At 73.4% G+C, this 23,152-nt stretch carries 19 protein-coding genes and 1 tRNA gene; 11 read left to right on the top strand and 9 right to left on the bottom strand.

Going from position 1 to position 23,152, the window contains the following annotated elements; all coding sequences use genetic code 11:
• Positions 1 to 141: 141 nt before the first annotated feature.
• Positions 142 to 564, top strand: a complete 423-nt coding sequence (locus tag ACWGE1_RS02965; protein WP_453418802.1) for a hypothetical protein — start codon at positions 142 to 144, stop codon at positions 562 to 564.
• On the opposite strand, the gene ACWGE1_RS02960 is transcribed toward ACWGE1_RS02965, so the two are convergent.
• Positions 550 to 1,338, bottom strand: a complete 789-nt coding sequence (locus ACWGE1_RS02960; protein WP_453418801.1) for a helix-turn-helix domain-containing protein — start codon at positions 1,336 to 1,338, stop codon at positions 550 to 552. The two genes, ACWGE1_RS02965 and ACWGE1_RS02960, sit on opposite strands and share 15 nt — an antisense overlap.
• Positions 1,339 to 1,362: 24 nt before the next feature.
• Entirely contained in the window at positions 1,363 to 3,150 is a 1,788-nt protein-coding gene (locus ACWGE1_RS02955) for a hydroxysqualene dehydroxylase (RefSeq protein WP_453418800.1), read from the bottom strand.
• Between the two features lie 174 nt (positions 3,151 to 3,324).
• On the opposite strand from ACWGE1_RS02955, the gene ACWGE1_RS02950 reads away from it, so the two are divergent.
• Positions 3,325 to 3,630 (top strand): 4a-hydroxytetrahydrobiopterin dehydratase, encoded by a 306-nt coding sequence (locus ACWGE1_RS02950; RefSeq protein WP_327265290.1) that lies wholly within the window; start codon positions 3,325 to 3,327, stop codon positions 3,628 to 3,630.
• The gene (locus ACWGE1_RS02945) at positions 3,630 to 4,394 is read left to right on the top strand and encodes a class I SAM-dependent methyltransferase (RefSeq protein ID WP_453418799.1); all 765 of its coding nucleotides are present in this window, start codon (positions 3,630 to 3,632) and stop codon (positions 4,392 to 4,394) included. The genes ACWGE1_RS02950 and ACWGE1_RS02945 overlap by 1 nt, the downstream gene beginning before the upstream one ends.
• A gap of 28 nt (positions 4,395 to 4,422) precedes the next feature.
• On the opposite strand, the gene ACWGE1_RS02940 is transcribed toward ACWGE1_RS02945, so the two are convergent.
• The 6 genes from ACWGE1_RS02940 to ACWGE1_RS02915 form a co-directional block, all read right to left on the bottom strand.
• The gene (locus tag ACWGE1_RS02940; protein WP_453418798.1) at positions 4,423 to 5,271 is read right to left on the bottom strand and encodes an aldo/keto reductase; all 849 of its coding nucleotides are present in this window, start codon (positions 5,269 to 5,271) and stop codon (positions 4,423 to 4,425) included.
• Between the two features lie 132 nt (positions 5,272 to 5,403).
• Positions 5,404 to 6,180, bottom strand: a complete 777-nt coding sequence (locus ACWGE1_RS02935) for an ABC transporter ATP-binding protein (protein ID WP_453418797.1) — start codon at positions 6,178 to 6,180, stop codon at positions 5,404 to 5,406.
• Complete coding sequence (locus ACWGE1_RS02930) at positions 6,177 to 8,903, bottom strand: ABC transporter permease subunit (protein ID WP_453418796.1); 2,727 nt, start codon at positions 8,901 to 8,903, stop codon at positions 6,177 to 6,179. Before ACWGE1_RS02930 ends, ACWGE1_RS02935 begins: the two co-directional genes overlap by 4 nt.
• A gap of 9 nt (positions 8,904 to 8,912) precedes the next feature.
• Positions 8,913 to 10,181: an ABC transporter substrate-binding protein gene (locus ACWGE1_RS02925; RefSeq protein WP_453418795.1), complete on the bottom strand. Its 1,269-nt coding sequence runs from the start codon at positions 10,179 to 10,181 to the stop codon at positions 8,913 to 8,915.
• A 159-nt stretch (positions 10,182 to 10,340) separates the two neighbouring features.
• The gene (locus tag ACWGE1_RS02920) at positions 10,341 to 12,164 is read right to left on the bottom strand and encodes an AMP-dependent synthetase/ligase (RefSeq protein WP_453418794.1); all 1,824 of its coding nucleotides are present in this window, start codon (positions 12,162 to 12,164) and stop codon (positions 10,341 to 10,343) included.
• 102 nt (positions 12,165 to 12,266) lie between these two features.
• Positions 12,267 to 13,124 carry a LysR substrate-binding domain-containing protein gene (locus ACWGE1_RS02915; RefSeq protein WP_453418793.1) on the bottom strand — a complete coding sequence of 286 codons (858 nt, stop codon included), beginning with the start codon at positions 13,122 to 13,124 and terminating at the stop codon, positions 12,267 to 12,269.
• A gap of 129 nt (positions 13,125 to 13,253) precedes the next feature.
• On the opposite strand from ACWGE1_RS02915, the gene ACWGE1_RS02910 reads away from it, so the two are divergent.
• The 6 genes from ACWGE1_RS02910 to ACWGE1_RS02885 all read left to right on the top strand — a co-directional run bounded on the left by ACWGE1_RS02910 (position 13,254) and on the right by ACWGE1_RS02885 (position 20,856).
• Positions 13,254 to 14,294, top strand: coding sequence for a bile acid:sodium symporter family protein (locus tag ACWGE1_RS02910; protein WP_453418792.1), 1,041 nt, complete (start codon positions 13,254 to 13,256; stop codon positions 14,292 to 14,294).
• 9 nt (positions 14,295 to 14,303) lie between these two features.
• Positions 14,304 to 14,732 carry a (2Fe-2S) ferredoxin domain-containing protein gene (locus ACWGE1_RS02905; RefSeq protein WP_453418791.1) on the top strand — a complete coding sequence of 143 codons (429 nt, stop codon included), beginning with the start codon at positions 14,304 to 14,306 and terminating at the stop codon, positions 14,730 to 14,732.
• Positions 14,733 to 14,893: 161 nt separating this feature from the next.
• A complete protein-coding gene (locus ACWGE1_RS02900; protein WP_453418790.1) occupies positions 14,894 to 17,239 on the top strand; it encodes a dynamin family protein in 2,346 nt (781 codons plus the stop codon).
• The gene (locus ACWGE1_RS02895; protein ID WP_453418789.1) at positions 17,229 to 18,656 is read left to right on the top strand and encodes a hypothetical protein; all 1,428 of its coding nucleotides are present in this window, start codon (positions 17,229 to 17,231) and stop codon (positions 18,654 to 18,656) included. Before ACWGE1_RS02900 ends, ACWGE1_RS02895 begins: the two co-directional genes overlap by 11 nt.
• A complete protein-coding gene (locus tag ACWGE1_RS02890; protein ID WP_453418788.1) occupies positions 18,653 to 19,753 on the top strand; it encodes a hypothetical protein in 1,101 nt (366 codons plus the stop codon). Before ACWGE1_RS02895 ends, ACWGE1_RS02890 begins: the two co-directional genes overlap by 4 nt.
• Positions 19,750 to 20,856, top strand: coding sequence for a patatin-like phospholipase family protein (locus ACWGE1_RS02885; protein ID WP_453418787.1), 1,107 nt, complete (start codon positions 19,750 to 19,752; stop codon positions 20,854 to 20,856). The genes ACWGE1_RS02890 and ACWGE1_RS02885 overlap by 4 nt, the downstream gene beginning before the upstream one ends.
• Positions 20,857 to 20,866: 10 nt before the next feature.
• Here ACWGE1_RS02885 and fdhD read toward each other — a convergent pair whose 3' ends face one another.
• Positions 20,867 to 21,694, bottom strand: a complete 828-nt coding sequence (fdhD, locus tag ACWGE1_RS02880; RefSeq protein WP_453418786.1) for a formate dehydrogenase accessory sulfurtransferase FdhD — start codon at positions 21,692 to 21,694, stop codon at positions 20,867 to 20,869.
• Positions 21,695 to 21,899: 205 nt separating this feature from the next.
• On the opposite strand from fdhD, the gene ACWGE1_RS02875 reads away from it, so the two are divergent.
• Together ACWGE1_RS02875 and ACWGE1_RS02870 are read left to right on the top strand one after the other, a co-directional pair.
• On the top strand, positions 21,900 to 22,841 hold the full coding sequence (locus ACWGE1_RS02875) for a beta-ketoacyl-ACP synthase III (RefSeq protein WP_453418785.1): 942 nt from the start codon (positions 21,900 to 21,902) through the stop codon (positions 22,839 to 22,841).
• A 194-nt stretch (positions 22,842 to 23,035) separates the two neighbouring features.
• A tRNA-Leu gene (locus tag ACWGE1_RS02870) sits at positions 23,036 to 23,120 on the top strand.
• Positions 23,121 to 23,152: the final 32 nt, after the last annotated feature.

Genomic DNA, 23,152 nt, shown 5'->3' with positions numbered 1-23,152 from the left:
AAAGGGTTGGCATGACCTCGGAGGTAATCGACCCGTTCCAAGGCCCCCGGCACAGTGGACGCAGCGGGTCCCGGGGCCGCGCACTCGGTCCCGGAACCCGTGTCCCACCTGGCCGTTCGACCTCGATGGAGGCTGATTCCCATGTCCGCGACCCCGCTCGCCGGCTTCGCCCGCAACCGCGTCCCGCAGGCCGCGCTGCGCCGCTTCCTCGCCCTCGACTCCGTGGTCACCACCACCAACGGGCTGGCGTACGCGGCCTTCTCCGCCCCGCTCGGCCGGCTGCTCGGGGTCGGGCCCGGGCTGCTGCTGGAACTCGGGATCCTCCTCGCCGTGTACGGGGCCGGGGTGGGCTGGCTCGCCTCCCGGCGGCAGCCGCCCGTGCTGCCCGTGAAGCTCGTCATCGAGACGAATTACGCCTGGGCCGCACTGAGTCTGGTGTCACTGGCGCTCTGGTTCCACCCCACCGCCGCCGGGCTGCTGTGGATCCCGGTGCAGGCCCTCACCGTGGCGGGCTTCGCCGTGCTCCAGCAGCTGGCCCTGCGTCAGGGCTCAGCCTCCCAGTGAGCGCAGGTACTTCACCGTCGCCGGGTCGGCCGGGAGCATCGTCTCGATGGCCAGCTCGGCGACGGTCACGTCCATCGGGGTGTTGAAGGTGGCGATGGACGACACGAAGGACAGCACGTGCCCGTCGTGCTCGATGACCAGTGGCAGCGCGATGTACGCGACGGGCTCGTCCGGTGCGCTGTCGCCCGGGCGCTCGGCGACCGGATAGGCCGACACCTCCTCGTACAGGGCGCGCAGCGGCTCGGACCGGGCCAGCGCGATCTGCCGGCCCATCTGCGCCAGCAGGTGGCCGCGCCACTCCCTGAGGTTGCGGATCCTCGGGGCCAGGCCCTCCGGGTGCAGGGTGATCCGCATGGCGTTCAGCGGCGGGGTCAGCAGGTGCTCCGGGAGCCCTTCCAGCAGCATCGCGATGCCCCGGTTGGCCGCGACGACGTCGTACATGGAGTTCACCACCAGCGCGGGATACGGCTCGTACCCCGTCAGCAGGCGCTCGATCCCCTCGCGCAGCGTCTCCATCGCCGGGTCGTCCAGCGCGGTGTGCGCGTAGCGCGGGGCGTAACCGGCGGCCAGGAGCAGGGAATTGCGCTCCCGCACGGGTACGTCCAGATGGTCGGCGAGCCGGAGCACCATCTCCTCGCTCGGCCGGGACCGGCCCGTTTCGATGAAGCTGATGTGGCGGGACGAGGATTCGGCGCGGCCCGCCAGTTCCAGCTGGCTGATGCCGCGCCGGTCCCGCCAGGCGCGCAGCAGGGTGCCCACGTGGGTCGTCGTCATGCACACGACGTTAACCGAGGAGGCTCAGCCCAGGTCGAAGACGTTGCGCAGGCCGAGACGGTGGCGCCACAGGTCGTGCCGCTTGGCGGATTCCAGCTCCGGGGCCCGGTACATCGGCCGGACCGTGCACCGCGGGGCCTGCGAACCGTCCCGGTCCAGCAGGGCGTTGACGGCCGCACGGGCCGAGGCGTTGGCCCCCTCCATCGTCGCCAGGTCGATGTCGACGGCGACGTAGTCCCCGCTGAGGAAGAAGTTCGGGATGCGGGTGCCCGCGCTCGGCCGGTTGTGGAGGGTGCCGACCGGGTGGATCAGCAGCTCGTCCTGGTTGGTGGGGTGCGGGGTGCCGAGCCCGTCCACGCCCGGGTCCAGGAACCAGGAGTGCAGCCCGGAGTCGGCCAGCAGGATCTTCCCGGTGTCGTTGAGGGAGGCCTTCAGCTGAGCCCACACCTCGCGCGCCACCTCCTCGCGGGTGCACTGCTTGGCCGTCTTCCCGTACAGGATCCCCGGCCTGTCCCACTCCGAGATGTCCACCGACAGGCAGTCGACCGCCGCACCGTCGCCGTAGTCGGCCGGGAAGTCCCGGGACGGCCAGTGCTCGGCCTGCTGGATCGCCGTCAACGACCAGGGCGAGTCGATGCAGTTGAGGTGACCGTGCACCAGCGGGGCCCGCTCGGTGAGGTAGAACTGGATGCCGGTCATCCAGTCGGTCTGCAGCCGGTCGCAGCGCCCCAGCATCGGATCCGCGGCCCGCAGCGCCGCGCTCCAGGTGCGGCGGGCGTGCTCGACGGGCAGCGCGCTCACGTAGTGGTCGGCGGTGACGGTCTGCCGGACCCCGTCCGGACCCTCGACGGCGACCCCGCTCACCCGGCCGCCCGCGTACCGCACCTCCCGGACGGTCCAGCCGATCCTGAACTCCACTCCGAGGGACCGCAGATGGGCCTCCCAGGGGTCGATCCAGGCCTCGTTGGTCGGCAGGTTCAGGATCCGGTCGGGCGGGCCGTCCGCCCCGCGCCCCAGCAGGTTGAAGACGAAGGCCTCGCCGAGGGTGCCGACCGTACGGGTGGAGGCCTCCTCGGCCTTGGTCGCCACGATGTTGCGGGTGATGCCGACGGCGAGGATGCGCCGGTACTCGTTCGACATCCGTTCCGCCCGGACGAAGTCCCACCAGGGCGTCCGCTCCCAGACCTCCTCGCGCCGCTCGTCGCAGCTGGTGAGGAAGACGAGCACCCGGTCGACGAAGTACGCCGTCTCGTGCAGCGGGAGCCGGACCAGTGTCTGCAGGATGCCGGTGAGCGCGCGCCGGAGCTCCTCGGGCGTCAGCTCGGCGGGGGAGTGCTCCGGCCAGGGGATGGGCGCGCGCAGGTCCTCGCGCCCGGCGGCGCGGGCGAACATCATCTCGCGCGGGGCGACGAGGTTGTCCCACACGCCGCCCGCGTTCCCGGGGAAGGGGATGCGCCGCATCGTGTCGGGGAGGTTGTGGTAGATGCCGGGGATGAAGCGGAAGCCGTGCTCGGCGGGCAGCGGCCGGCGCCCGCCGCGGGCGCTGCCGGGCACGTCCATGCTGCGGGCCTTGCCGCCGAGCGCCCGGCGCTCGTACACGGTCACGGCGTAGCCGCGCTCGGCGAGTTCGTGTGCCGCGGTCAGGCCGGCCACCCCGCCGCCGAGCACCGCGACACGCCGTCCGTCCGGGGCAGGGCCGGGTGCGGCGGCGGCCGCCGGCGCGGCCGCGGCCCCGGTCATGACCGCCCCGGAGGCGGCCGCCGCGCCCGCGCCCGCGATGAACGTACGCCTGGAACTGCCCGTGCCCGCCATGGCGAGTACCCCCTCGTTACCGCTGGTAACAGCCTGTCCGGCGCAGGAGCATATGGGGGGCGCGACGGACGCGGAAGGCGTAGGAGTACCCGAGCGCACTATGGCGCGAAAGGATTGTTCCGGCGTCCACTGTGGGAACCTTGACTACACGTCACGGGGAAAAGGAGCCGGTGCATGCCGAGTGAGCCGCTGTCACAGAAGGAGATCGAGGACCGGTTGCGGGAGCTCCCCGGCTGGGCCTTCGAGGACGACCGGATCTTCCGCACCTACCGCCTGGGCACGCACTTCGCCGCGAGCGCCCTCGTCGCCCACATCGCCTCCGTGCAGCAGGAGTTGAACCACCACTCCGACCTGACACTCGGCTACAACACGGTCCGGCTCTCCGTGAACAGCCATGACGCCGGCGACGTGGTGACGGAGTCGGACTTCGCCCTCGCCGAACGCGTCGAAGCCCTCGCCCCGGCCCACGGCGCGAGCTGATGACCACGCACATACCGTCCGTGAGACCCCTGCTCGACTACGACGCCGAGGCCGCGTTCTACGACGCCACCCGCGGCGGCACCCCGCGCGCCGAGGCGGCGGCCGCCGCCGTCCTCGGACTGCTCCCGGCGGACGCCGAGGTCCTCCTCGACCTCGGCTGCGGCACGGGCCTCGTCACCGACCGGCTGCGGCGCCCCGCACTGCGCGTCCTGGGCGCGGACGCCTCCCGGGGCATGGCCGCGGCGGCCCTGCGGCGCGGTGTCCCGGTGACCCTCGCCGACGCGGCCCGGCTGCCGGTGCGGTCGGGATCGCTCTGCGCGGTGAGCGCGGTGTGGCTGCTGCACCTGCTGCGGGAGCCGGGGCTGGTCCCGGCGGTGATCGCCGAGGCCGCGCGGGTGCTGCGACCCGGCGGGGTCCTCCTCGCCACCGTGGACAAGGACTCGGCGCACGACGTCGGCAGCGACATCGACGCCGTCTTCGCCGCGCACCTGACCCCGACCCCCTCGGACGCCTCCGGGGAGGTCGAGGCCTACGCGGCCCGGGCGGGCCTGCTCCCGGTCGGCGAGGCCCGCTTCACCGGCCACGGCCAGGGCCGCACCCCGCGCGGCTCCGCCGAGGCGCTGCTCGCGGGCCGGTACGCCTCGCGGATCGTGCCGCGCGGCATCACCGCGCAGGAGCTGGCGGCCCGCCTGGAACTGCTGCCGGACCAGGACGTCCCGCGCGCGGAGCCGACGTACCGCATACGGAGCTTCGTACGCGTCTGACCCGCGGGCGGGCCCGCCCCGGCTCCCGTCACACGTCGAATTCGGCCGGGTCCGGACCGATCCGGCGGCCCGCCGCGCCCGCGCCCAGGGCGTCCAGGGCGGCCATGTCGGCCGCAGCCAGCTCGAAGCCGAACACGTCCAGGTTCTCCCGGATGCGCGCGGGGGTCACGGACTTCGGGATCACGACGTTCCCGTGCTGCAGGTGCCAGCGCAGCACCACCTGCGCGGCGCTGCGGCCGTACCGGGCGGCGATCGCCGTCACGGCCGGGAGGGTCAGGAGCTCCTTGCCCTGGCCCAGCGGGGACCAGGCCTCGGTGGCGATCCCGCGCTGAGCGTGCAGGGCGCGCAGCTCGGCCTGCGGGAAGAGCGGGTGCAGCTCGACCTGGTTCACGGCCGGGACCAGCTCGCTCTCGGCGGCGATCCGGTCCAGATCGGCCGGGCGGAAGTTCGACACGCCGACCGCCCCGGCGCGGCCGCTCGCCGCGATCTCCTCGAAGGTCTTCCAGATGGTGAGGAAGTCGTCGCGCATCGGACGCGGCCAGTGGATCAGGTACAGGTCCACGTGGTCCAGACCCAGCTTCGACAGCGAGTCGTCGAAGGCGCGCAGCACCTCGTCGCGCCCCCACGTCTGCCGGGGACCGTTCCACAGCTTGGTGGTGACGAACAGCTCCTCGCGCGCCAGGCCGGAGGCGGCGACGGCCTTGCCGGTGCCCGCCTCGTTGCCGTAGATGGCGGCCGTGTCGATGCTCCGGTAACCGGCCTCCAGGGCGGTCCCGACGGCGCGCTCCGCCTCCGCGTCCGGCACCTGCCAGACGCCGTAGCCGAGCTGGGGCATGAGCGTGCCGTTGTTGAGCCTGATGGCCGGGACCTGGTTCACGTCGGGTCGTTCCCTCACGTCGGCGCACGGGTGCGCGGTGGTACAGCGTCGTACGAGGGGCGACAACCGGCCTCTCGTGCGACGTATTCCCGCCATTCGCGGGCGCATCCCGTGCGCACCCGGCGCGCTCCCTCACCCCGTCCCGAGGTACGCCTCCCGCACCAGCGGGTTCGCCCGCACCTCGGCCGCGGTGCCCTCGGCCAGCACCGTCCCGAGGTCCAGTACGACGACCCGCGTGCACAGGTCCATCACGAAGGCCACGTTGTGCTCGACCAGCAGCACTCCACAGCCCTCCCGGTCCGCCAGCCGCCGGACGACCTCCGCGAGCCGCTCGCGCTCGGGCGCGGACATGCCCGACGCGGGCTCGTCCAGCAGCAGCACCCGCGGCGGATCGGCGACCGCGCGGGCCAGCTCCACCATCCGGGCCTGCCCGACGGGCAGCCCGCCCGCGTACGAGGCCCCGAGCGCGCCGATCCCGCAGTCGGCCAGCACCCGCTCGCCGCGGGCCCGGCGCTCACGCTCCCGGGCCCGCCGGGCCGGCAGGGCGAGGAGATCGGCGGCCGGACCGCCCCCGCCGCCCCGCCACTCCTGCGCCACCAGCACGTTGTCGGCCACGCTGAGCTGGCCGAACAGCTGCTGCCGCTGGAAGGTCCGGCGTATGCCGTGCCGGGCCCGCCAGACGGGGGAGCGGCGGGTCACGTCCACCCCGTCCAGCAGCATCCGCCCCCGGTCGGGGCGGCGGATCCCGGACAGGACGTCGAACAGCGTGGTCTTCCCGGCACCGTTCGGCCCGATCAGTCCGCACACCTCGCCCGCGCGGACCCCGAGGTCCACCCCGGTCAGCGCCCTGACACCGCCGAACCGCACGCCGATCCCGCGCGCCTCCAGCACGTACCCGCCCCCGCTCATGTCGCCATCCCCAGGTAGGCCTCGGTGAGCCGGTCCGCCTCCACCTCGGCCCGGGGGCCGCACCAGGAGACCCGCCCCTGGGAGAGGTAGGCCACGGTGTCGGCGATCCCCAGGATCTCGGCGGCCTTCTCCTCCACCAGGAGCAGCGCGGTCCCGGCGTCGCGGAGCTCGGTGAGCAGCGCGTACACGTCCTCCACCACGCGCGGGGCGAGCCCGAGGGACGGTTCGTCGGCGATCAGGACCGCGGGCGGCCGCTGCAGCAGCGGCGCCAGGGCCAGCATCTGCTGCTCCCCGCCGGACAGCGCACCGGCGGGAATCCCGCGCCGCTCCGCGAGCCGCGGGAAGCGCGCGTAGACGGCGGCCCGTGCCCCGGCGTCCCTGAGGTACAGGGCCAGGTTCTCCTCGATGGTGAGCGAGGGGAAGATCCCCCGCCCTTCGGGAGCGAGCAGCACCCCGGCCCGGGACCGGCGCACGGCCCCGTCCCGAGTGGTGTCCCGTCCGCTCGTGTACACCGCTCCGGCCCCGACGGGCAGCAGCCCGGCGGCCACCCGGCAGGCGGTGCTCTTCCCGGCCCCGTTGGGCCCGAGCACGGCGAGGATCTCGCCCGCCCGGACGGTCAGATCGACCCCGTGCAGCACGAGCCCCCCGTCGTACCCGGCCGTGACCCCGCGCAGCTCAAGTGCGGCGGCTCCGGCGGGCGGATCCAGCCCCGCCGGGGGAGTTCGAGGCGCGGGGTCCGGGACGGAGCCCCGGGAAGCGGCGGCGCGCCCTCCTGCCGGCCCCGGCTGCGCCGGGATCCGCGGCGGAGGCGGTCCCGCGGCGCGCCGCCGAGCCAGCCGCACCGGCACCGCCGCGCAGTACCCGTCCGGATCGTTGGCCAGGGCCAGCCCCGCCAGCCCGAACAGGATCACCGGCAGATGGGCCGACGCGGTCACGTAGTCCGCCAGCACCCGCGGGGCGACCGCGAACACCAGCCCCGCCACCACCGCGTACTGCGGCCTGCGCACCCCCGCCGCCACGACCACCGCCAGCCACACCAGCCCGGTCATCGCCGTGAAGTCCGTCGCCGTGATCCGGGTGTTGTACGAGGCGTACAGCACGCCCCCGAACCCGGCGAGCCCCGCCGACAGCGTGAACAGCAGCAGTTTCGTCCGCAGCACGGAGACCCCGGAGGCCACGGCCGCCGCCGGGGCCGACCGCACCGCCAGCATCGCCCGCCCCGACGGGGAGTTCCGCAGGGCACTCAGCCCGGCGGCCACCAGCGCGACCAGTACTACCAGGGCCACCCCCAGCGCCCGGTCGTCCGAGAGGTCGACCGGCCCGAGGACCGGCCGCGGTATCGACCACCCGGCGTCGCCGTTGCGCAGCCAGCGCAGTTGGAAGAGCACCTGGTCGGCGAGGAACGCCAGCGCCAGCGTGGCGAGGGCCAGGGACCTGCCGCCCAGCCGCAGCGCCGGCAGCGCGACGAGCGCCCCCAGCAGCGCCGCCACGCACGTGCCCACCGCCAGCGCGGCCACGAAGGGCCAGCCCCGGCTCATGAGCAGCCCGGCCACGAGCGCGGCGCAGGTCACGAAGGTGCCCTGCGCCAGCGACACCATCGCCCCGAGCCCGGTCACCACCGTGAACGACATGAACACCAGCGCGATGGCCAGCCCCTGCGCGAGCAGTCCGCTCCAGAAGGGCGTGGTCACGGTGTAGAACGCCGCGCACAGGAGCGCCGCGCCCACCGCCCACACCCCCCACCGGCGCGACCACGAGGCCCCGGCCAGATGGTCGACCGGCGGCGCGTCCGCGGCGGCGACCCCCGCCGCGCGCGCCCTGCGGGTCAGCACCAGCAGTCCGCCGAAGAGGATCAGGAAGGGCACCGCCGTGCGGAAGCCGGTGATGGACTCGGCGAAGGACGCGTACCCGGCCACCAGGTTCTGCAGCACCCCCAGCCCCAGCCCGCCCGCGAAGGCGAGCGGCACGGAGGCGAACCGTCCGATGACCGCGGCCGTGGCCGAGACGAACAGGAACAGCGTGAAGTCGTGCGCCGAGAGCCCCAGCAGCGGGGTCGCCAGCACCCCCGCCAGGCCGGCCAGCGCCGACGCGATCATCCACGCCACCGACGACAGCCGGTCGGCGCTGATGCCGCGCAGCTCGGTCAGCGAGCGGTTGTCCACGGCGGCCCGAAGCTGCAGCCCCAGCCGCGTGTGCCGCATCAGCACCCACAGGGCCACCGCCACCAGCGCGGTGACCACCCAGGTGATCAGCTGGTCGGAGTCGATGCCGACGCCCTCCGCGAGCTGCCAGGACTTCGCGGGGCTGGGCCCCACGCCCGGCAGCCCGAACTGGTTCTCCGCCGGTTTCACCGGCGCGCCCGCCTCGGCCAGCAGCTCCACCGCCCACAGCCCGGCGGCCGGCAGCGCCACCAGCAGCCCGATGGTGGCCACGATCTGCGCGGTCTCGCCGACCCGGGCGAGCCGCCGGAACATCAGCCGGTCCAGGCCCCAGCCGAGACCGGGGGCCAGTACGAAGACCACCAGCAGGGCGGCCGGGACGGCCGGCCAGCCCAGCCCCGAGTGCAGCTCGTAGAAGGTGAGCGCGCACAGGTAGGCGGTGGCCCCGTGCGCGAAGTTGAACAGCCCGGACGCCGAGTACGACAGCACCAGCCCGGTGGCGAGCAGTGCGTACAGGGCGCCGGAGACCAGACCGCTCAGTACGAAGACGAGCAGATCTCCCATGCCGCGGCCCTACTTGAAGGGGATGGGTTCGTAGCACTTGAACGGCACGGAGACCTCGTACGCGCCGTTCTTCAGCTGGACGAGCGCCCCGCAGCCGAAGCTGTCCTTCTGCCCCTTGGGCTCCGCGCGGTCGCCGACGAGCGTGCCGGTGTCGGAGAAGCCCTGCGCGGCGGCCTGGAAGGACTCGACGGTCAGCTCCTTGCCCGCCTTCTGCGCGATGGAGACGAACAGGTCGGCCGACATGTAGCCGGTCAACATGTGCATGTTCAAAGGCACTTCCTGGCCGCCCGCCGCCGCCTTGATGTCGGCCTTGAACTGCGCCATCTTCGGGTCGGTCGACTCGAAGGGCTGGAACTGCAGCAGCACGTGCACCCCGTCCAGGGCCTGCTTGGTGGCGTCCTTGGCGAGCAGACCCGGGTCGTAGTCGGTGGGGTCGGAGAGCAGCCCCTTGTAGCCGCTGCGCTTGAGCGCGGTGAACAGTCCGATGTTGTTGGGGGTCTGCATGACGGAGACGACGGCGTCCGGGGCCTTGCCGCCGCTGCCGTCGAGGATCTCCTTCACGTACGCGGACCAGTCGCTCGGGACGGCGGTGGCGGGCACGGACGCCTTGGCGTAGGAGACCTGGAAGCCGGCGCTGGCGAAGCCCTGCTGGAAGGTGCGGATGCCGAACTTCCCGGCGTCGCTGTCGTTGGCGATGATCGCGACCGACTTGCCGCGGGCCCCGCCGAGGATCTGGCCGATGCCCTCGGGCCAGGTCTGGTTGAGGGTGCCGCCGGGGGTGGGGACCAGGCAGCCGTTGAAGCCGTAGATGTGCTTGGGTCCGCAGAAGGAGGGCAGGGTGCCCCAGCCGAAGGTGGGGACCTTCTCCTGCTCCAGGAAGTCGGCTCCGGAGAAGGTCACCGAGCTCATGGGGGAGACGGCGAAGACCTTGTCCTGCTGGACGAGTTTGCGGGCGGCCGCCAGGTTCTTGGCGGGGTCCTGGCCGTCGTCCTCCGCGCCGAGGTAGTCGATCCTGCGTCCGTTGATCCCGCCCTCGGCGTTGGCCCGGAGATAGCGGGCCCTGGCGCCGAGGTCGGTGTCCTTCTTGCTGTAGCCGCTGGCGCTGGTCATCGACACGATCCCGCCGACCTTGATCGATTCTGCGGTCACCCCGCGGGAGTTCCCCGGCGCGTCACCGGGCTTGCCCGGGGAGGTGCCGTTGGTGGAGGCGGAGTTGCAGGCGGAGACGAGCGCGAGGGCCGCCGCCGCGGCGGCCAGGGTGCGGATCGGTCGCAACATGTCGGGGATCCCCTCCGGTTGGAATCCCCGCATTCTGTGCGTGACCTGACGGATCGTCAATATTGCTGGCGGATAGAAATGACGATCCGTCAGTTCTGTTGGTGCCCGGCCGGGAAGTCGCCCGGACCTGCCGCGATGGCCCGCGCCACGGGAGCCCGGTCAGGAGGAGTAGAGGGCCGCGACCTCCTTCGCGTACGCCTTCTCGATCGCCCGGCGCTTGAGCTTCAGCGAGGGGGTCAGCAGACCCCGCTCCTCCGTGAACTGCTCACCCAGCACCCGGAAGGTGCGGATCGCCTCCGCCTGCGAGACCAGGGTGTTCGCGGCCACCACCGCCCGGCGGACCTCCGCCGTCAGCTCGGGGTCGCCCACCAGCTCCGCCGCCGGCAGCTGCGGCCGCCCGCGCATCGACAGCCAGTGCGCTATCCCGTCCATGTCCAGGGTGAGCAGCGCCGCGATGTACGGCCGGTCGTTGCCCACCAGCACGCACTGCGACACCAGCGGATGCGAACGGACCCGCTCCTCCAGCGCGGCCGGCGCGACGCTCTTGCCGTTGGACGTCACCAGGATGTCCTTCTTGCGCCCGGTGATGGTGAGGTAGCCGTCCTCGTCCAGCCGGCCCAGATCCCCGGTCGCCAGCCAGCCGCCGCGCAGCACCGCCTCCGTGGCACGCGCGTCGCCCAGGTACCCGGAGAAGATGTGACTGCCGTGCAGCCACACCTCCCCGTCGTCCGCGATGTGCACCGAACTGCCCGGGATCGGCCGCCCCACCGTGCCGTACTTGGTCGCCCCCGGCGGGTTCGCGGTGGCCGCCGCGCACGACTCCGTCAGCCCGTACCCCTCGAACACCGTGATCCCGGCCCCGTCGAGGAAGAGCCCCAGGCGGCGCGACATCGCCGACCCGCCCGACATGGCGTGCCGCACCCGGCCGCCCATCGCCTCGCGGACCTTCCCGTAGACGAGCCTGTCGAAGAGCTGGTGCTCCATCCGCAGCGCGGCCGAGGGCCCCGGCCCGGTGCCGAAGGCCCTGCGCTCGCGGGCCTCCGCGTACCGCACGGCCGTCTCCACCGCCCGGTCGAAGGCGCTCGTACGCCCCTCCGCCTCCGCCTTGCGGCGGGCGGCCGCGAAGACCTTCTCGAAGACGTGCGGGACACCCAGCACGAAGGTCGGCCGGAAGGCGGTGAGATCCGGCAGCAACTCGGCCGCCGCCAGCACCGGTTGGTGCCCGAGCTTGACCCGGGCCCGGACCGCGGCCACCTCCACCATCCGGCCGAACACGTGCGCCAGCGGCAGGAAGAGCAGGGTGGACGGCTGCTCGCCCTGCCGGGCCCGGAACACCGACTCCCACGTGCTCACCAGGGTGTCGGTCTCGTACATGAAGTTGCCGTGCGTGAGCACGCACCCCTTGGGCCGGCCGGTGGTCCCCGAGGTGTAGATGACGGTGGCGGTCGAGTCGGGGGTCACGGCGCCTCGGTGGCGGTGCACGACGTCCTCGGCGACCCGGCGCCCGTCGTCGACGAGCGCGTCCACGGCCCCGGCGTCGAGCTGCCACAGCCGCCGCAGGTGGGGGAGCCGGTCGATCACCGACCCCACCGTCATGGCCTGGTTCTCGTCCTCGACGACACAGGCCGTGCAGTCGGTGTCGAAGAGGATCCAGTGCACCTGATCGGCGGAGGACGTCGGGTACACCGGGACGGGCTGGGCCCCGATCGCCCACAGCGCGAAGTCGAAGAGGGTCCACTCGTACCGGGTACGGGACATCACGGCGACCCGGTCCCCGAAGCGCACCCCCTGGGCCAGCAGGCCCTTGGCGAGCGCGAGCACCTCGGCCGCCAGCTCCCGGGAGGTCACGTCCCGCCAGACCCCGTCGGACTTCCGGCCGAGCACCACCCGGTCCGGCTCCTCACGGGCGTGCTGGAAGACGATGTCGGCCAGGCCGCCGACGGGCGCGCCCGTGACGACGGGTGGGACGGTGATCTCGCGCAAGCCCCGCTCCTCTCCGCGCGCCGCGGTGAACGTACCGCATGGTCAACAGGGGCCGATCGGCCTTGGGATACCTCCACAAGACCTCCCCAGTGATCACCGTGTTCACGCCGTTGACGTGCGGCTGAGCCGGTCCGCGCCGGACAGCACGGCCGCGGCCAGCGCCTCGGCCGCGGCCGGAGGGCGCGCCCCGCGCAGCAGTGCGAATTCCACCGGTCCCAGCTCGGGCAGCCCGCCGACGCGCACCAGGCCCGGCGGGATCAGCCCCCGGGTGTGTGCCATCACGCCCAGCCCCGCCCGGGCCGCCGCGATCAGGCCGCTCAGACTGCCGCTCGTGCACGCGATCCGCCACGCCCGGCCCTCCCGCTCCAGCACCTCCAGCGCCCGCGCCCGCGTGATGCCCGGCGGCGGGAAGACGATCAGCGGAACAGGGCGCTCGGGATCCACCCGCAGCCCTTCCGCGCCGATCCACACCATCCGGTCCCGCCAGACGAGCCTGCCCCGCTCGTCGCCGGGCCCGCGCCGCTTGGCGAGCACCAGGTCCAGACGCCCCGCGTCCAGCCGCTCGTGCAGGGTTCCCGACAGCTCCACCGACAGCTCCAGGTCCACCTCCGGGTGCTCGTGCCGGAAGCCCTCCAGGATCTCCGGAAGCCGCGTCAGCACGAAGTCCTCCGAGGCCCCGAAGCGCAGCCTCCCGCGCAGCCGCGTCCCCGCGAAGAAGGCCGCCGCCCGCTCGTTCGCCTCCAGGATCGTCCGCGCGAAGCCGAGCAGCGCCTCGCCGTCCTCCGTCAGCGCGACGCTGTGCGTGTCACGGGCGAAGAGCGGCCGCCCCGTCGCCTCCTCCAGCCGCCGCACGTGCTGACTGACGGTGGACTGTCCCACCCCGAGCCGCCCCGCGGCCTGCGTGAAGCTGAGGGTCTGGGCCACCGTGAGGAACGTCCGCAACTGGACGGGGTCGTACATACCGCCCAGGCTAACCGTGCTCATCACGGTTCGCGATGACAGTGAGTGCAGTGTGCGGGTTTCCCGATGAGCACCCACCGCCGACCATGGAGGGAGCCCCCGCCCCGAGAGCAAGTGAGCACCCTGCGCATGCGCCGCCCGCACCTGCCCGCCCGGCTGCCCCTGGACCCGTACATCCTGGCCCTGCTCGGCACCGTCGGCCTCGCCGCCCTCCTGCCGGCCCGCGGCCCGGCCGCCACCGTCGCCGACGCGGCCTCCACCGCGGCCGTGGCCCTGCTCTTCTTCCTCTACGGCGCCCGGCTCTCCACCCGCGAGGCCCTCGACGGCCTGCGCCACTGGCGGCTCCACCTCACCGTGCTCGCCTGCACCTTCGTCCTCTTCCCGCTCCTCGGCCTGGCCGCCCGCGGCCTCGTCCCCGGCCTCCTCACGGCACCGCTCTACGGCGGCCTGCTCTTCCTGTGCCTGGTCCCCTCGACCGTGCAGTCCTCGATCGCCTTCACCTCGATCGCCCGCGGCAACGTCCCCGCCGCGATCTGCGCCGGCTCCTTCTCCAGCCTGGCCGGCATCCTCCTCACCCCCCTCCTCGCCGCGGCCCTGCTCGGCGGCGACGCGGGCGGCTTCTCCCCCGACTCCCTGCTGAAGATCGCCCTCCAGCTCCTGCTGCCCTTCCTCCTCGGCCAGGTCCTGCGCCGCCGGGTCGGCGGCTTCCTCGTGCGCCACAAGCAGGTCCTCGGCCGCGTCGACCGCGGCTCGATCCTGCTCGTCGTCTACGCCGCCTTCAGCGCGGGCGTGGTCGCGGGCATCTGGCACCGGGTGAGCCTCCCGCAACTCGCCGCCCTGATGCTGGTGGAGGCCGTACTCCTCGCCGTCATGCTCCTCGTCACCCAGTACGGCGCGGCGCGCCTCGGCTTCGGCCGCGCGGACCGCATCGCCATCCAGTTCGCCGGGTCGAAGAAGAGCCTGGCCGCCGGACTCCCCATGGCCAGCGTGCTGTTCGGGGCCCACGCCGCCCTCGCCGTGCTCCCGCTGATGCTCTTCCACCAGATGCAGCTGATGGTCTGCGCGGTCATCGCCCGGCGCCGCGCGCAGGATCCGGTACCCGAACCCGCCGCCGGCCATGTGGCGGACGTCTCGCCCGGGGCCGGGCGGCCCGCGCCCCGCGCCCGTTAACGTTCGGTGGTGACCTGGATACGCCCGCTCGCCGCCCACGCCGAACGCCCCTGCACCCTGGTCGTCTGCCGCGGCTGCTGCTGCGGCGACCCCCGCAAGAACCCGGGCTCCGACCACGCCGGTCAACTCGCCCGGCTGCGCGAGGCCGCCGCCGCCTCCGACGGCCGCCTGGCCGTCCGTACGACCGACTGCCTCGGCCCGTGCGCCCAGGCCAACGTCATCGTGGTCCAGCCCACCTCCGAGGCCCGCCGCCGCGGCGCCCGCGCCACCTGGTTCGGCTGGGTGCTCGACGACACGGCGACCGACGAGATCATCGCCTGGGCGGCATCCGGCGGCCCGGGCGCCACCCCGCTCCCGCCCACCCTGGACCTCCACCGCATCGACCCCCCGACGCCGAAGCCGGCCAAGGCCGTTGCCCGCCGGGGCCGCAGGAACTGATCCCCGAGCGGTTCGCGGGAGTCCTGCGAACCGGCCACCCCGGCCGAGTAGGACCGGTAACGTCACGACCAGTTGTTGCCGACGGGCCGACTCACTCGCGCCCGATCGGCGTCTCTCGGGGTGCGGGCGTGGGGGTACGGATGCCGGACGTCAACGAATCAATGGCGAACGCTGCAGGAAACAGGGACGAGCGCACGGAAGCGGCCCGTGCGACGGACGCGATGGAACTGATCGACCAGGTCGTGCACGTGCTCACGCAGGCCCAGGACCTGGACCTCTCCTGGAGCGGTCACGTGAACGGCGAAGCGGGAGCCGTGGCCGCCATGCGCCAGGAGTCGGAGGCGGTCCGCGGCGGAGAGCTCCGCATGTCGGTGGTCGCCCCCATGAAGGCCGGGAAGTCCACCCTCGTCAACGCCATCGCCGGTTACGAACTCCTGCCCGCCCGAGCGGCGGCGATGACCACGCTCCCCACGCGGATCGTGCTCGACCGCTGCCTGACCGAGGCGGAGCTCGCGGAGCGGGGCGCCGAGGCGTTCTGCCCCGTACTGGTACTGCGCGAGCAGGACGCGGTGCGGTTCGACATGCTGGTGAAGGCGCTCCGCACCCAGCTGTCCGCGTCCCAGGCCGAGCAGGAAAAGGCGCGGTACCCGCACCTCGTACCCCTCATCGAGGACATCCTCGCCGACCGGTTACCCCCGACGCGGGACCGCTACCAGGGGCGCGGTGAGGTCCAGGAGGCCCTGACCCTGCTCAACGACCTGATGCGGCTGGCCGGCCGGGTCCTGCCCGCGGGATGGCGGGTCGAACTCTCGGACGTCCCCGTCGTGCACACGCCGTACTGGGCGCCCGGCGCGGGCGAGGGCGACGGCCCGGGCCGCCTGGTCGTCGTGGACACGCCCGGCCCGGACGAGCACGACCTGTCCGAGATGCTCGGGAACGTCGTCAGCCGGCAGCTCAGCGAGAGCCACATCGTGCTCGTCGTCCTCGACTACACGAAGATGGGCGGACAGTCCGACGCCCGCATCCGCGAACTGATGGGGCCGCTGCTGGACGTCATCGGCCCCGAGAAGCTCTTCGCGGTGGTCAACAAGATCGATCAGAAGCGCCACGAGACCGACCTCGACATCGACGGCATCGTCCGGTCGGTCACCGCCAACCTCGGACTGTCCGACGCCACGGCCGGGGAACGCATCTTCACCACCTCCGCCGAGTGGGCGATCGCCGCCGTCCGGACGCTGACCAGCCTCAGGGCCGCGCAGGACGACTTCGTCCCCGCCCTCGACGAGTCCGCCGCCCGGCTGCTGAAGCTCGTGTTCCCCATGGACTGGCAGGAAGAGCTGGAGGACATCACCACCAAGCAGCTGGCCGGGAAGGCCCGACGCGCCTGGGAGTACAGCCGGATCGAGCCGTTCCTGGCCTCCGCCGTCACCTATCTGCGCCGCAGCGCCCTGCGCCTCGCCATCGAAGCGGCCCTCACCAAGGCCGCCTCCGAACTCGCGGATCTGGAGATCGCCACCGCCTCGCGCCGGGACCTGATCGGCCGCAGGTCCCAGGACCTGGCGCGGGCCGTGGAGCAGATCACCGACGAGATGGCCGAGATCGCCGGATTCCGCAGCCAGGTCACCGCACCCGCGAAGCTGGCCGACCGCCTCGCCGGTGACCTGCGCAGGCAGCTGCGCCACGCGCAGGAGGACGGGGACAAGGTCGTCAAGAGGTTCCGCAACGACCTGAAGACGGCCGCGCGTTCCGAGAGCACCGGACTGATCGACAGGGCGGTCAAGACGGTCTTCCGCAGGGGCGAGGACGCCTTCGAGTTCACCTCCGCCGAGGACGCGGGGAACTTCATCCTCTTCCGGACCCTGGAGCCGAAAGCACGCCTGGACAGCATCCTGGAGCGCAGCCGGAAGCAGATCGAGTCGTCCCTCGGAGCCTCCGCGCAGCGGCTGGTGCAGCAGGAGAGCGAGCTCGTGCGGCCCGTCGTGGAGCGGGCCGCGGCACGGGTCAAGGACGAGTTCGACCTCACCTTCACGGTGCCCGAACTGGAGCTGCAGGGTTCCGGCGTGTCGGAGACCCCCATCGTCCCCGAGGCAGAGACGCGGCAGACGACCGTCGAGGTCGAACGGGAGGTCTACGGCCGCTCCTGGCGGACCGCGTGGCTCTGGCGGACCACCTACCTCAAGACCGTCACCGAAGTGACCGAGGAGCACGCGTACATCGTCGCCGCGGACGCCCTCGCCGACAGCCTCCAGCAGTCCTTCCACATGTGCGTCCACGAGATCGAGGAAGCCCTGCGCGGTCACGTCCGGGAGATGGTCACCCTGCAGGTGGACCACTACTACGACGGAGTCGAAGCCTTCCTCCAGCGCTACCGGGGGATCCTCCAGCAGTCAGCCGAGGACAACGAGCTGGAAGAGCTGATGCAGAACGAACTCCGGGAGAACCTGCACTCCTTCCTGACCACCGTCCGCGACCTCCGGGCCGAGGTGGAGAACGTCCGTGCCGTCTAGCGGGACCCCGACCAGGACCCGTCCCACACCGGCCCCCCTGCCCCGGGAGCTGTGCCGGATGCTCAGCGGGCTCAGCGCGGCGGCCGTCCGCGCCCTCGGCACCCACGACCGCCGCCGGCCGGCGCTGCCCGAACCGACGGCGGGGGAGCTGAGGGCGCTGCTTCCCGAGCTGTCCGAGGCGCCTTCCGGACGTCTCGACTACCGAGTCCCCCTCATCGCCCCGATGAAAGCAGGCAAATCCACCCTGCTCAACGCGATCGTCTGCCAGGAACTGCTGCCCTCGCGCGGACCGGCGATGACGGTGCTGCCCACGCGGGTCGTCCCCGTCGCCCACCACGCCGTCCCCGGACCCGTCCTCACCCTCGCGCCCGAAACGGCCGCCCGCATCGACGGCCTCGCCGCGCAGCTCCGCGCACCCGGGCGCCGCGCGGCGGTGGCCGACGCGGTGAACCGCCATCCCCAGCTCGCCTCCGCCGCCCACGCGCCGCCCGCCCCTCCGGGCACCGGCGACCCGCGCGGCGAAGGGACGGACACCGTCCGCCGGGCCCTCGCCCATCTGAACGACCTGCTGCGCCTGGCGCTCCTGGTACTCCCCGAGGAGGTCGCGCTGCGCGAGGTGCTCGCCCTGCGCGCCCCCGAGGCGGTCGTTCCCGTGCCCTGGCTGGCCTCGGCCCCCGAGGGCGGTCGGCTGGTCCTCGTCGACACCCCCGGGCCCGACGAGGAACTGCTGCCCGGTGTCCTCAACCACTTCGTGGCGCACGAGGTCCGCCACGCCCACGAGGTCCTCGTCGTCCGTGACGCGACGCGCCGCGGCGCCACGGCCGAGGCGGGCGTCGACCGGCTCCTCGCCGAAGCGGCCCCCGGCACCGGACGAGCCCCCGCCTTCACGGTGCTGAACAGGACGGATCTGGTGCCCGCCGAGCAGGTCGCACAGGTGACCGGCCCCGCGGTCCCCGCCGACGGCGCGGCGGACCGTACCGGCCGGACCGCCGCCCGCCAGGCGCTCGCCGCGGCATCCGTGCTGTGGCCGCGGGCGGACGGCGGGCAGAGCGCCACGGCGCAGCACGCGGCGGCCGTCGAGCTCCTGCGCGGTCTCTTCCCGCTCGACTGGGAGGACCGGGTGGACACGATGCTCGCCCGGCAGACCCGGGCACTCGCCCAACGGGCCTGGGACCGCTCCGGCATGCCCTCGGTGATGGCGTCCTTCGTCCACGACCGCGGTCGTGCCCCCGGAGGATGGGCGCTGGCACGGCTGCTGGCCCGGCTCGCCCCGCTCGCGGGTCCGCCCCCGCCGCCGGGGCGGACCACCGCTCCCCGGACCCCCGCGGACGACCTCGAGGTCCTGGCCGACCGCCGCCGGCGGGTGGCCGACGCCGCCCGGAGCCACTTCGCCGGCCTGGCGATCGAATGGAGGTGACACCGTTGCCGGAGGACCTGCGCAGCCTCGCCCTGGAGATGCCCCTGCTGACCGACCGGGTGCTGCTCGAACTGGCCAACAGCATGGTGGTGGCCGAGGACCTCACGAGGTACCGGCGTGAGCAGTCCTTCTCCGGCGCCCTGCTCGCCCGGATCGTCGGCGGGGAACGACAGCGCGAGCTGCTGACGACCCGGGCCCTGGTCGACGGGCAGCGCTCCCTGGTCACCTGGGCCACCGAGCTCTCCGGCCAGGCCCGGATAACGGACCTGGCACTGGCGCGCGTCGCCGAATGCCTGGGAGCGACCCGACGCCGCGTCGAGGAGGTCAGCGGGCAGACGTCCGCGCGGTTGACCGAGCTCGCCGACGTGGTGGCCCGGATCGCCGAGGCGTGCGAGATCAGGTTCACCGAGGGGGAGAGCCGCCTCGCCGCCCTCGAGGAGCACCAGGCGGCCACGGAGCTGAGGCTCGAGGCGGAGGAGGCCCTCGCACTCTCGTTGGGGCGCTGGACGGCCGGCCAGTCCTACAGCGGGCTCCCGTGGTCCGTGCAGGTGGTGCTGCTCTCCGCGGAGATCGCCGCCGGGCCCGCCGGCGCCCACAACTTCCGCTCGGGCCGCGACGCCTACGGAGAGCGGCTGGTCAACGCCGTCCTGAACGTCTCCCGACCCGATGCTCCCCAGGGCCGCTTCACCCTCGCGGACCTGCTCGACGAGGGCTGCGGTACGGCGGCGCCGGACCGGCTGCGGCTGGCCGCCGAGATCCTGGGCAGCGGTCTGGCGCCCTCGCTCGCCGCACCGGCCGGCCCGCTCAGCGCCGTCGCCGCAACGGCCGTCGAACTGTGGGCCCTGCCGGGAGCGGCCCGCCCGCCGCGCCCGACCGAGACCGCCGCCGCCCTCGTACAGCGACGGCACGGCTGGTGGACCCCGCGCACCGGCACGGCCCGCCACTTCGTCGAACGGGTCGTGACCGAGCAGGCCACCGCCGCCCGTACCCTGCGCGAACGGGCGGCCCACGCGGGCCCCGCGCCCCTGCCGGCCGTGTACGCACCCGGGCCGGGCGGCAGCCGCCGGTCGGGCTCGATCCCGCAGGAACGGGCATGACCGGCCTCACGGACCTCGCCGCCGCCGCCCGCCGGGCGGCCACCGCCGGGCCGGACACCGCCGGAGGCGCCGACGGCGGGCCGGCGAAGACCGTCCCGGACCGCGCTCCCGCCACGGACCGGGCGGCCGACCGGCCGCCCAGGATCGGCCTGGTGCTGTCGGGCGGCGGAGCCAAGGGCGCCTACCACGTCGGGGTGGTGGAGTACCTGGCGTCGGTCGGCACCAGCGTCCACGCCATCGCCGGGGCCAGCATCGGCGCCCTCAACGGCGCGGTCCTCGCCGCCGCGGGCACCCCCGCCGAGGGCGCCGCCGCACTCGCCGCCGTGTGGGACGAGGTGGCGTGGCGGGCCGGCCCCACCGGACCGGCGGGCGGGGCGGACGGTTCGCCTCCGCAGGAGACGACCCTGGAGCAGCTCGCCCGGCTCCTGCCGCGGCTGGCCGCGCCCGCCCTCGACCCGTCGGCCCTGGAACAGCTCGTCGCCGCCCACGTCGACCCGGACCGGCTCGGTGCCGGAATCCCGCTCTGGGTCTCCGTGTTCCCGGCGCTCGAGGAGATCGACTCGCTGCGCGGCTGGAGCTGGACCCTCGACGTGGTGCGCTCCGGCCTGGGGGCGCGCGCCGAGTGGCTCCACGTCAACGCCCTGCCGCGGCAGGAACGGCACCGGTCGGTGCTCGCCAGCGCGGCACTCCCCGTCGTGCTCCCGCCCCGCCGCGTCGGCACCCGCCTCTACCGGGACGGCGGGATGGCCGACAACACCCCGGCAGGGGCCCTCGCCCGGTCCGCCGGGTGCGACATCGTGATCGTCGTCCACCTCGGCGACGGGGCGCTGTGGGACGCCCACGACCATCCCACGCTGCGCGTCATCGAGATCCGCCCCCGCCGCCGCATCCGCCCGGCCGGCCCGCTCGGCGGCGCGACGGCCCTGCTCGACCTCTCCCCGGAACGCCTCGGACGTCTGCGGAGCCAGGGCTTCGAGGACGCCCGGTGGGTCATGGAGCCCCTGCGCGCCGCACTGTCCTCGGTGGAAGGGGCGAGAGACGCACAGAGCCGCATGCTGGACGCCGTGGCCCGCCTGGAGGACGAGGACCGGGAGCCCGGGTGACCCCCGGGCCTCAGAGGGTGATCCGCTCCTCGCCCGCGTAGATGTTCATGTCCGGCCCGCGCAGGAAGCCGACCAGCGTCATCCCCGACTCCAGGGCCAGGTCCACCGCCAGCGAGGACGGCGCCGAAACGGCCGCCAGCACCGGGATGCCCGCCATCACGGCCTTCTGCACGAGTTCGAAGGAGGCCCGGCCCGACACCAGCAGGACCGAGCCCGTCAGCGGGAGCCGGCCGTCCTGGTGGGCCCGGCCCACGATCTTGTCCACCGCGTTGTGCCGGCCCACGTCCTCCCGAAGGTCGAGCAGTTCGCCCTGCGCCGTGAACAGCCCCGCCGCGTGCAGTCCGCCCGTACGGTCGAAGACCTTCTGGGCCGCGCGCAGCCGGTCCGGGAGCTCGCAGAGGACCTTGGCGGGTACCCGTACCGGATCGGCGTCGATCCCCGGGAACCGGGTCGCCGTACGGACCGCGTCCAGGCTGGCCTTGCCGCACAGGCCGCAGGAGGAGGTGGTGTAGACGTTCCGCTCCAGTGTGATGTCCGGCACCGGCACCCCGGCGGCCAGCTGGACGTTCACCACGTTGTAGGTGTTCGATCCGTCCTCGGCAGCCCCCTCGCAGTAGGTGACGGCACGCACGTCCGAGGCTGCGGCCAGCACCCCCTCGCTCACCAGGAATCCCACCGCCAGGGCGAAGTCGTCGCCCGGCGTCCGCATGGTGATGGCCAGCGGTTTTCCGTTCAGGCGTATCTCCAGCGGCTCCTCGGCCACCAGTGTGTCCGGCCGGACGCCCGCCGTGCCGTTCCGGATCCGGACGACGCGACGGCGCTCGGTGACCCGTCCCATGGTGATCAGCCCACCCCTTCTGTTCTCGCCGGTGTCCGACGACCTCATTGTCCCGGTTCCGCTTCCCTCGGCGCCCCCGGCAGGAAGATCCTCGGGAAGCTACAGAATCCGGGGCCGGAATCCTGTCGGGTCACACGCACACGTACCCATCAGTAGCAGGCAAAGCTGGGTGATCCTGACTTCCGTACAAGGGGGGACCCCGCCCATGACCGGTTCACGCGTGGTGGCGCTAGGGCACTACCAGCCCGCGAAAGTGCTCACCAACGAGGACCTCGCGGCCATGGTCGACACCACCGACGAGTGGATCCGGTCCCGCGTCGGCATCCGCACGCGCCACATGGCGGGCCCGGACGAACCGGTGGACGAGCTGGCCTACCAGGCGGCGGGCAAGGCGCTGGCCGGCGCCGGCCTGACGCCGGACGACATCGACCTGGTCCTGGTCGCGACGTCGACCGCGATCGACCGTTCCCCCAACATGGCCGCGCGCGTCGCCGCCAAGCTGGGCATGGGCGGCGGCCCCGCCGTGATGGACATCAACGTCGTCTGCTCGGGCTTCACCCACGCCCTGGCCACCGCCGACCACGCCATCCGGGCCGGCTCCGCCACCCGCGCCCTGGTCATCGGTGCCGACAAGATGACCGAGATCACCGACTGGAGCGACCGCACCACCTGCGTGCTCACCGGTGACGGCGCGGGCGCGGCCGTCGTCGAGGCCTGCGAGGAACCGGGCATCGGCCCGGTGCTGTGGGGTTCGGTCCCGGCGATGGGCAACGCGGTCCGGATCGAGGGCTCGCCGCCGGTCTTCGCCCAGGAGGGCCAGTCCGTCTACCGCTGGACCACCAGCCAGCTCCCGCCGCTCGCCCGCAAGGTGTGCGAGAAGGCCGGGGTCGCCCCGGAGGAACTGGCCGCGGTCGTCCTCCACCAGGCGAACCTGCGGATCATCGAGCCGCTCGCCGCGAAGATCGGCGCCGTCAACGCCGTCGTCGCCCGCGATGTCATCGAGTCGGGCAACACCTCGGCCGCCAGCATCCCGATGGCCCTGTCGAAGCTGGTCCAGCGCGGCGAGATCCCCTCCGGCGCGCCGGTCCTCCTCTTCGGCTTCGGCGGCAACCTCTCCTACGCGGGCCAGGTCATCCACTGCCCGTGACCGCGGCGGCGGTGGCGTGCGGCCCGCTCGCGCCCGCCGACGGCGAGACGACCCGTCTTGCTAAGGCCGTCGGCGCATGCGTGCAGGTCAGCACGGCGTGGCGGACGGTTCCCGCCCGGATATGTGGTCGGAACCCCGCCGATCCTTTGCTATTGTTGTCCATGTCGCCGCGGGAAACCGGGGCCGACCACCTGGTCCGGGTGGCGGAATGGCAGACGCGCTAGCTTGAGGTGCTAGTGCCCTTTATCGGGCGTGGGGGTTCAAGTCCCCCCTCGGACACAAGCAAGAGCCCCACACATCGTGTGGGGCTC

The organism is Streptomyces sp. NPDC054932 (genome assembly GCF_053610205.1).
This window is presented reverse-complemented; position numbering and strand designations above follow the sequence as displayed.

What these genes read in the sequence shown, in the direction of transcription:
- ACWGE1_RS02960 (WP_453418801.1), bottom strand. Translation starts at nt 1,338, where the DNA reads ATGACGACGACCCACGTGGGCACCCTGCTGCGCGCCTGGCGGGACCGG.
- ACWGE1_RS02965 (WP_453418802.1), top strand. Translation starts at nt 142, where the DNA reads ATGTCCGCGACCCCGCTCGCCGGCTTCGCCCGCAACCGCGTCCCGCAG.
- ACWGE1_RS02935 (WP_453418797.1), bottom strand. Translation starts at nt 6,180, where the DNA reads ATGAGCGGGGGCGGGTACGTGCTGGAGGCGCGCGGGATCGGCGTGCGG.
- ACWGE1_RS02910 (WP_453418792.1), top strand. Translation starts at nt 13,254, where the DNA reads ATGCGCCGCCCGCACCTGCCCGCCCGGCTGCCCCTGGACCCGTACATC.
- ACWGE1_RS02925 (WP_453418795.1), bottom strand. Translation starts at nt 10,181, where the DNA reads ATGTTGCGACCGATCCGCACCCTGGCCGCCGCGGCGGCGGCCCTCGCG.
- ACWGE1_RS02915 (WP_453418793.1), bottom strand. Translation starts at nt 13,124, where the DNA reads ATGTACGACCCCGTCCAGTTGCGGACGTTCCTCACGGTGGCCCAGACC.
- ACWGE1_RS02900 (WP_453418790.1), top strand. Translation starts at nt 14,894, where the DNA reads ATGGCGAACGCTGCAGGAAACAGGGACGAGCGCACGGAAGCGGCCCGT.
- ACWGE1_RS02950 (WP_327265290.1), top strand. Translation starts at nt 3,325, where the DNA reads ATGCCGAGTGAGCCGCTGTCACAGAAGGAGATCGAGGACCGGTTGCGG.
- ACWGE1_RS02945 (WP_453418799.1), top strand. Translation starts at nt 3,630, where the DNA reads ATGACCACGCACATACCGTCCGTGAGACCCCTGCTCGACTACGACGCC.
- ACWGE1_RS02930 (WP_453418796.1), bottom strand. Translation starts at nt 8,903, where the DNA reads ATGGGAGATCTGCTCGTCTTCGTACTGAGCGGTCTGGTCTCCGGCGCC.
- ACWGE1_RS02875 (WP_453418785.1), top strand. Translation starts at nt 21,900, where the DNA reads ATGACCGGTTCACGCGTGGTGGCGCTAGGGCACTACCAGCCCGCGAAA.
- ACWGE1_RS02955 (WP_453418800.1), bottom strand. Translation starts at nt 3,150, where the DNA reads ATGGCGGGCACGGGCAGTTCCAGGCGTACGTTCATCGCGGGCGCGGGC.
- fdhD (WP_453418786.1), bottom strand. Translation starts at nt 21,694, where the DNA reads ATGGGACGGGTCACCGAGCGCCGTCGCGTCGTCCGGATCCGGAACGGC.
- ACWGE1_RS02885 (WP_453418787.1), top strand. Translation starts at nt 19,750, where the DNA reads ATGACCGGCCTCACGGACCTCGCCGCCGCCGCCCGCCGGGCGGCCACC.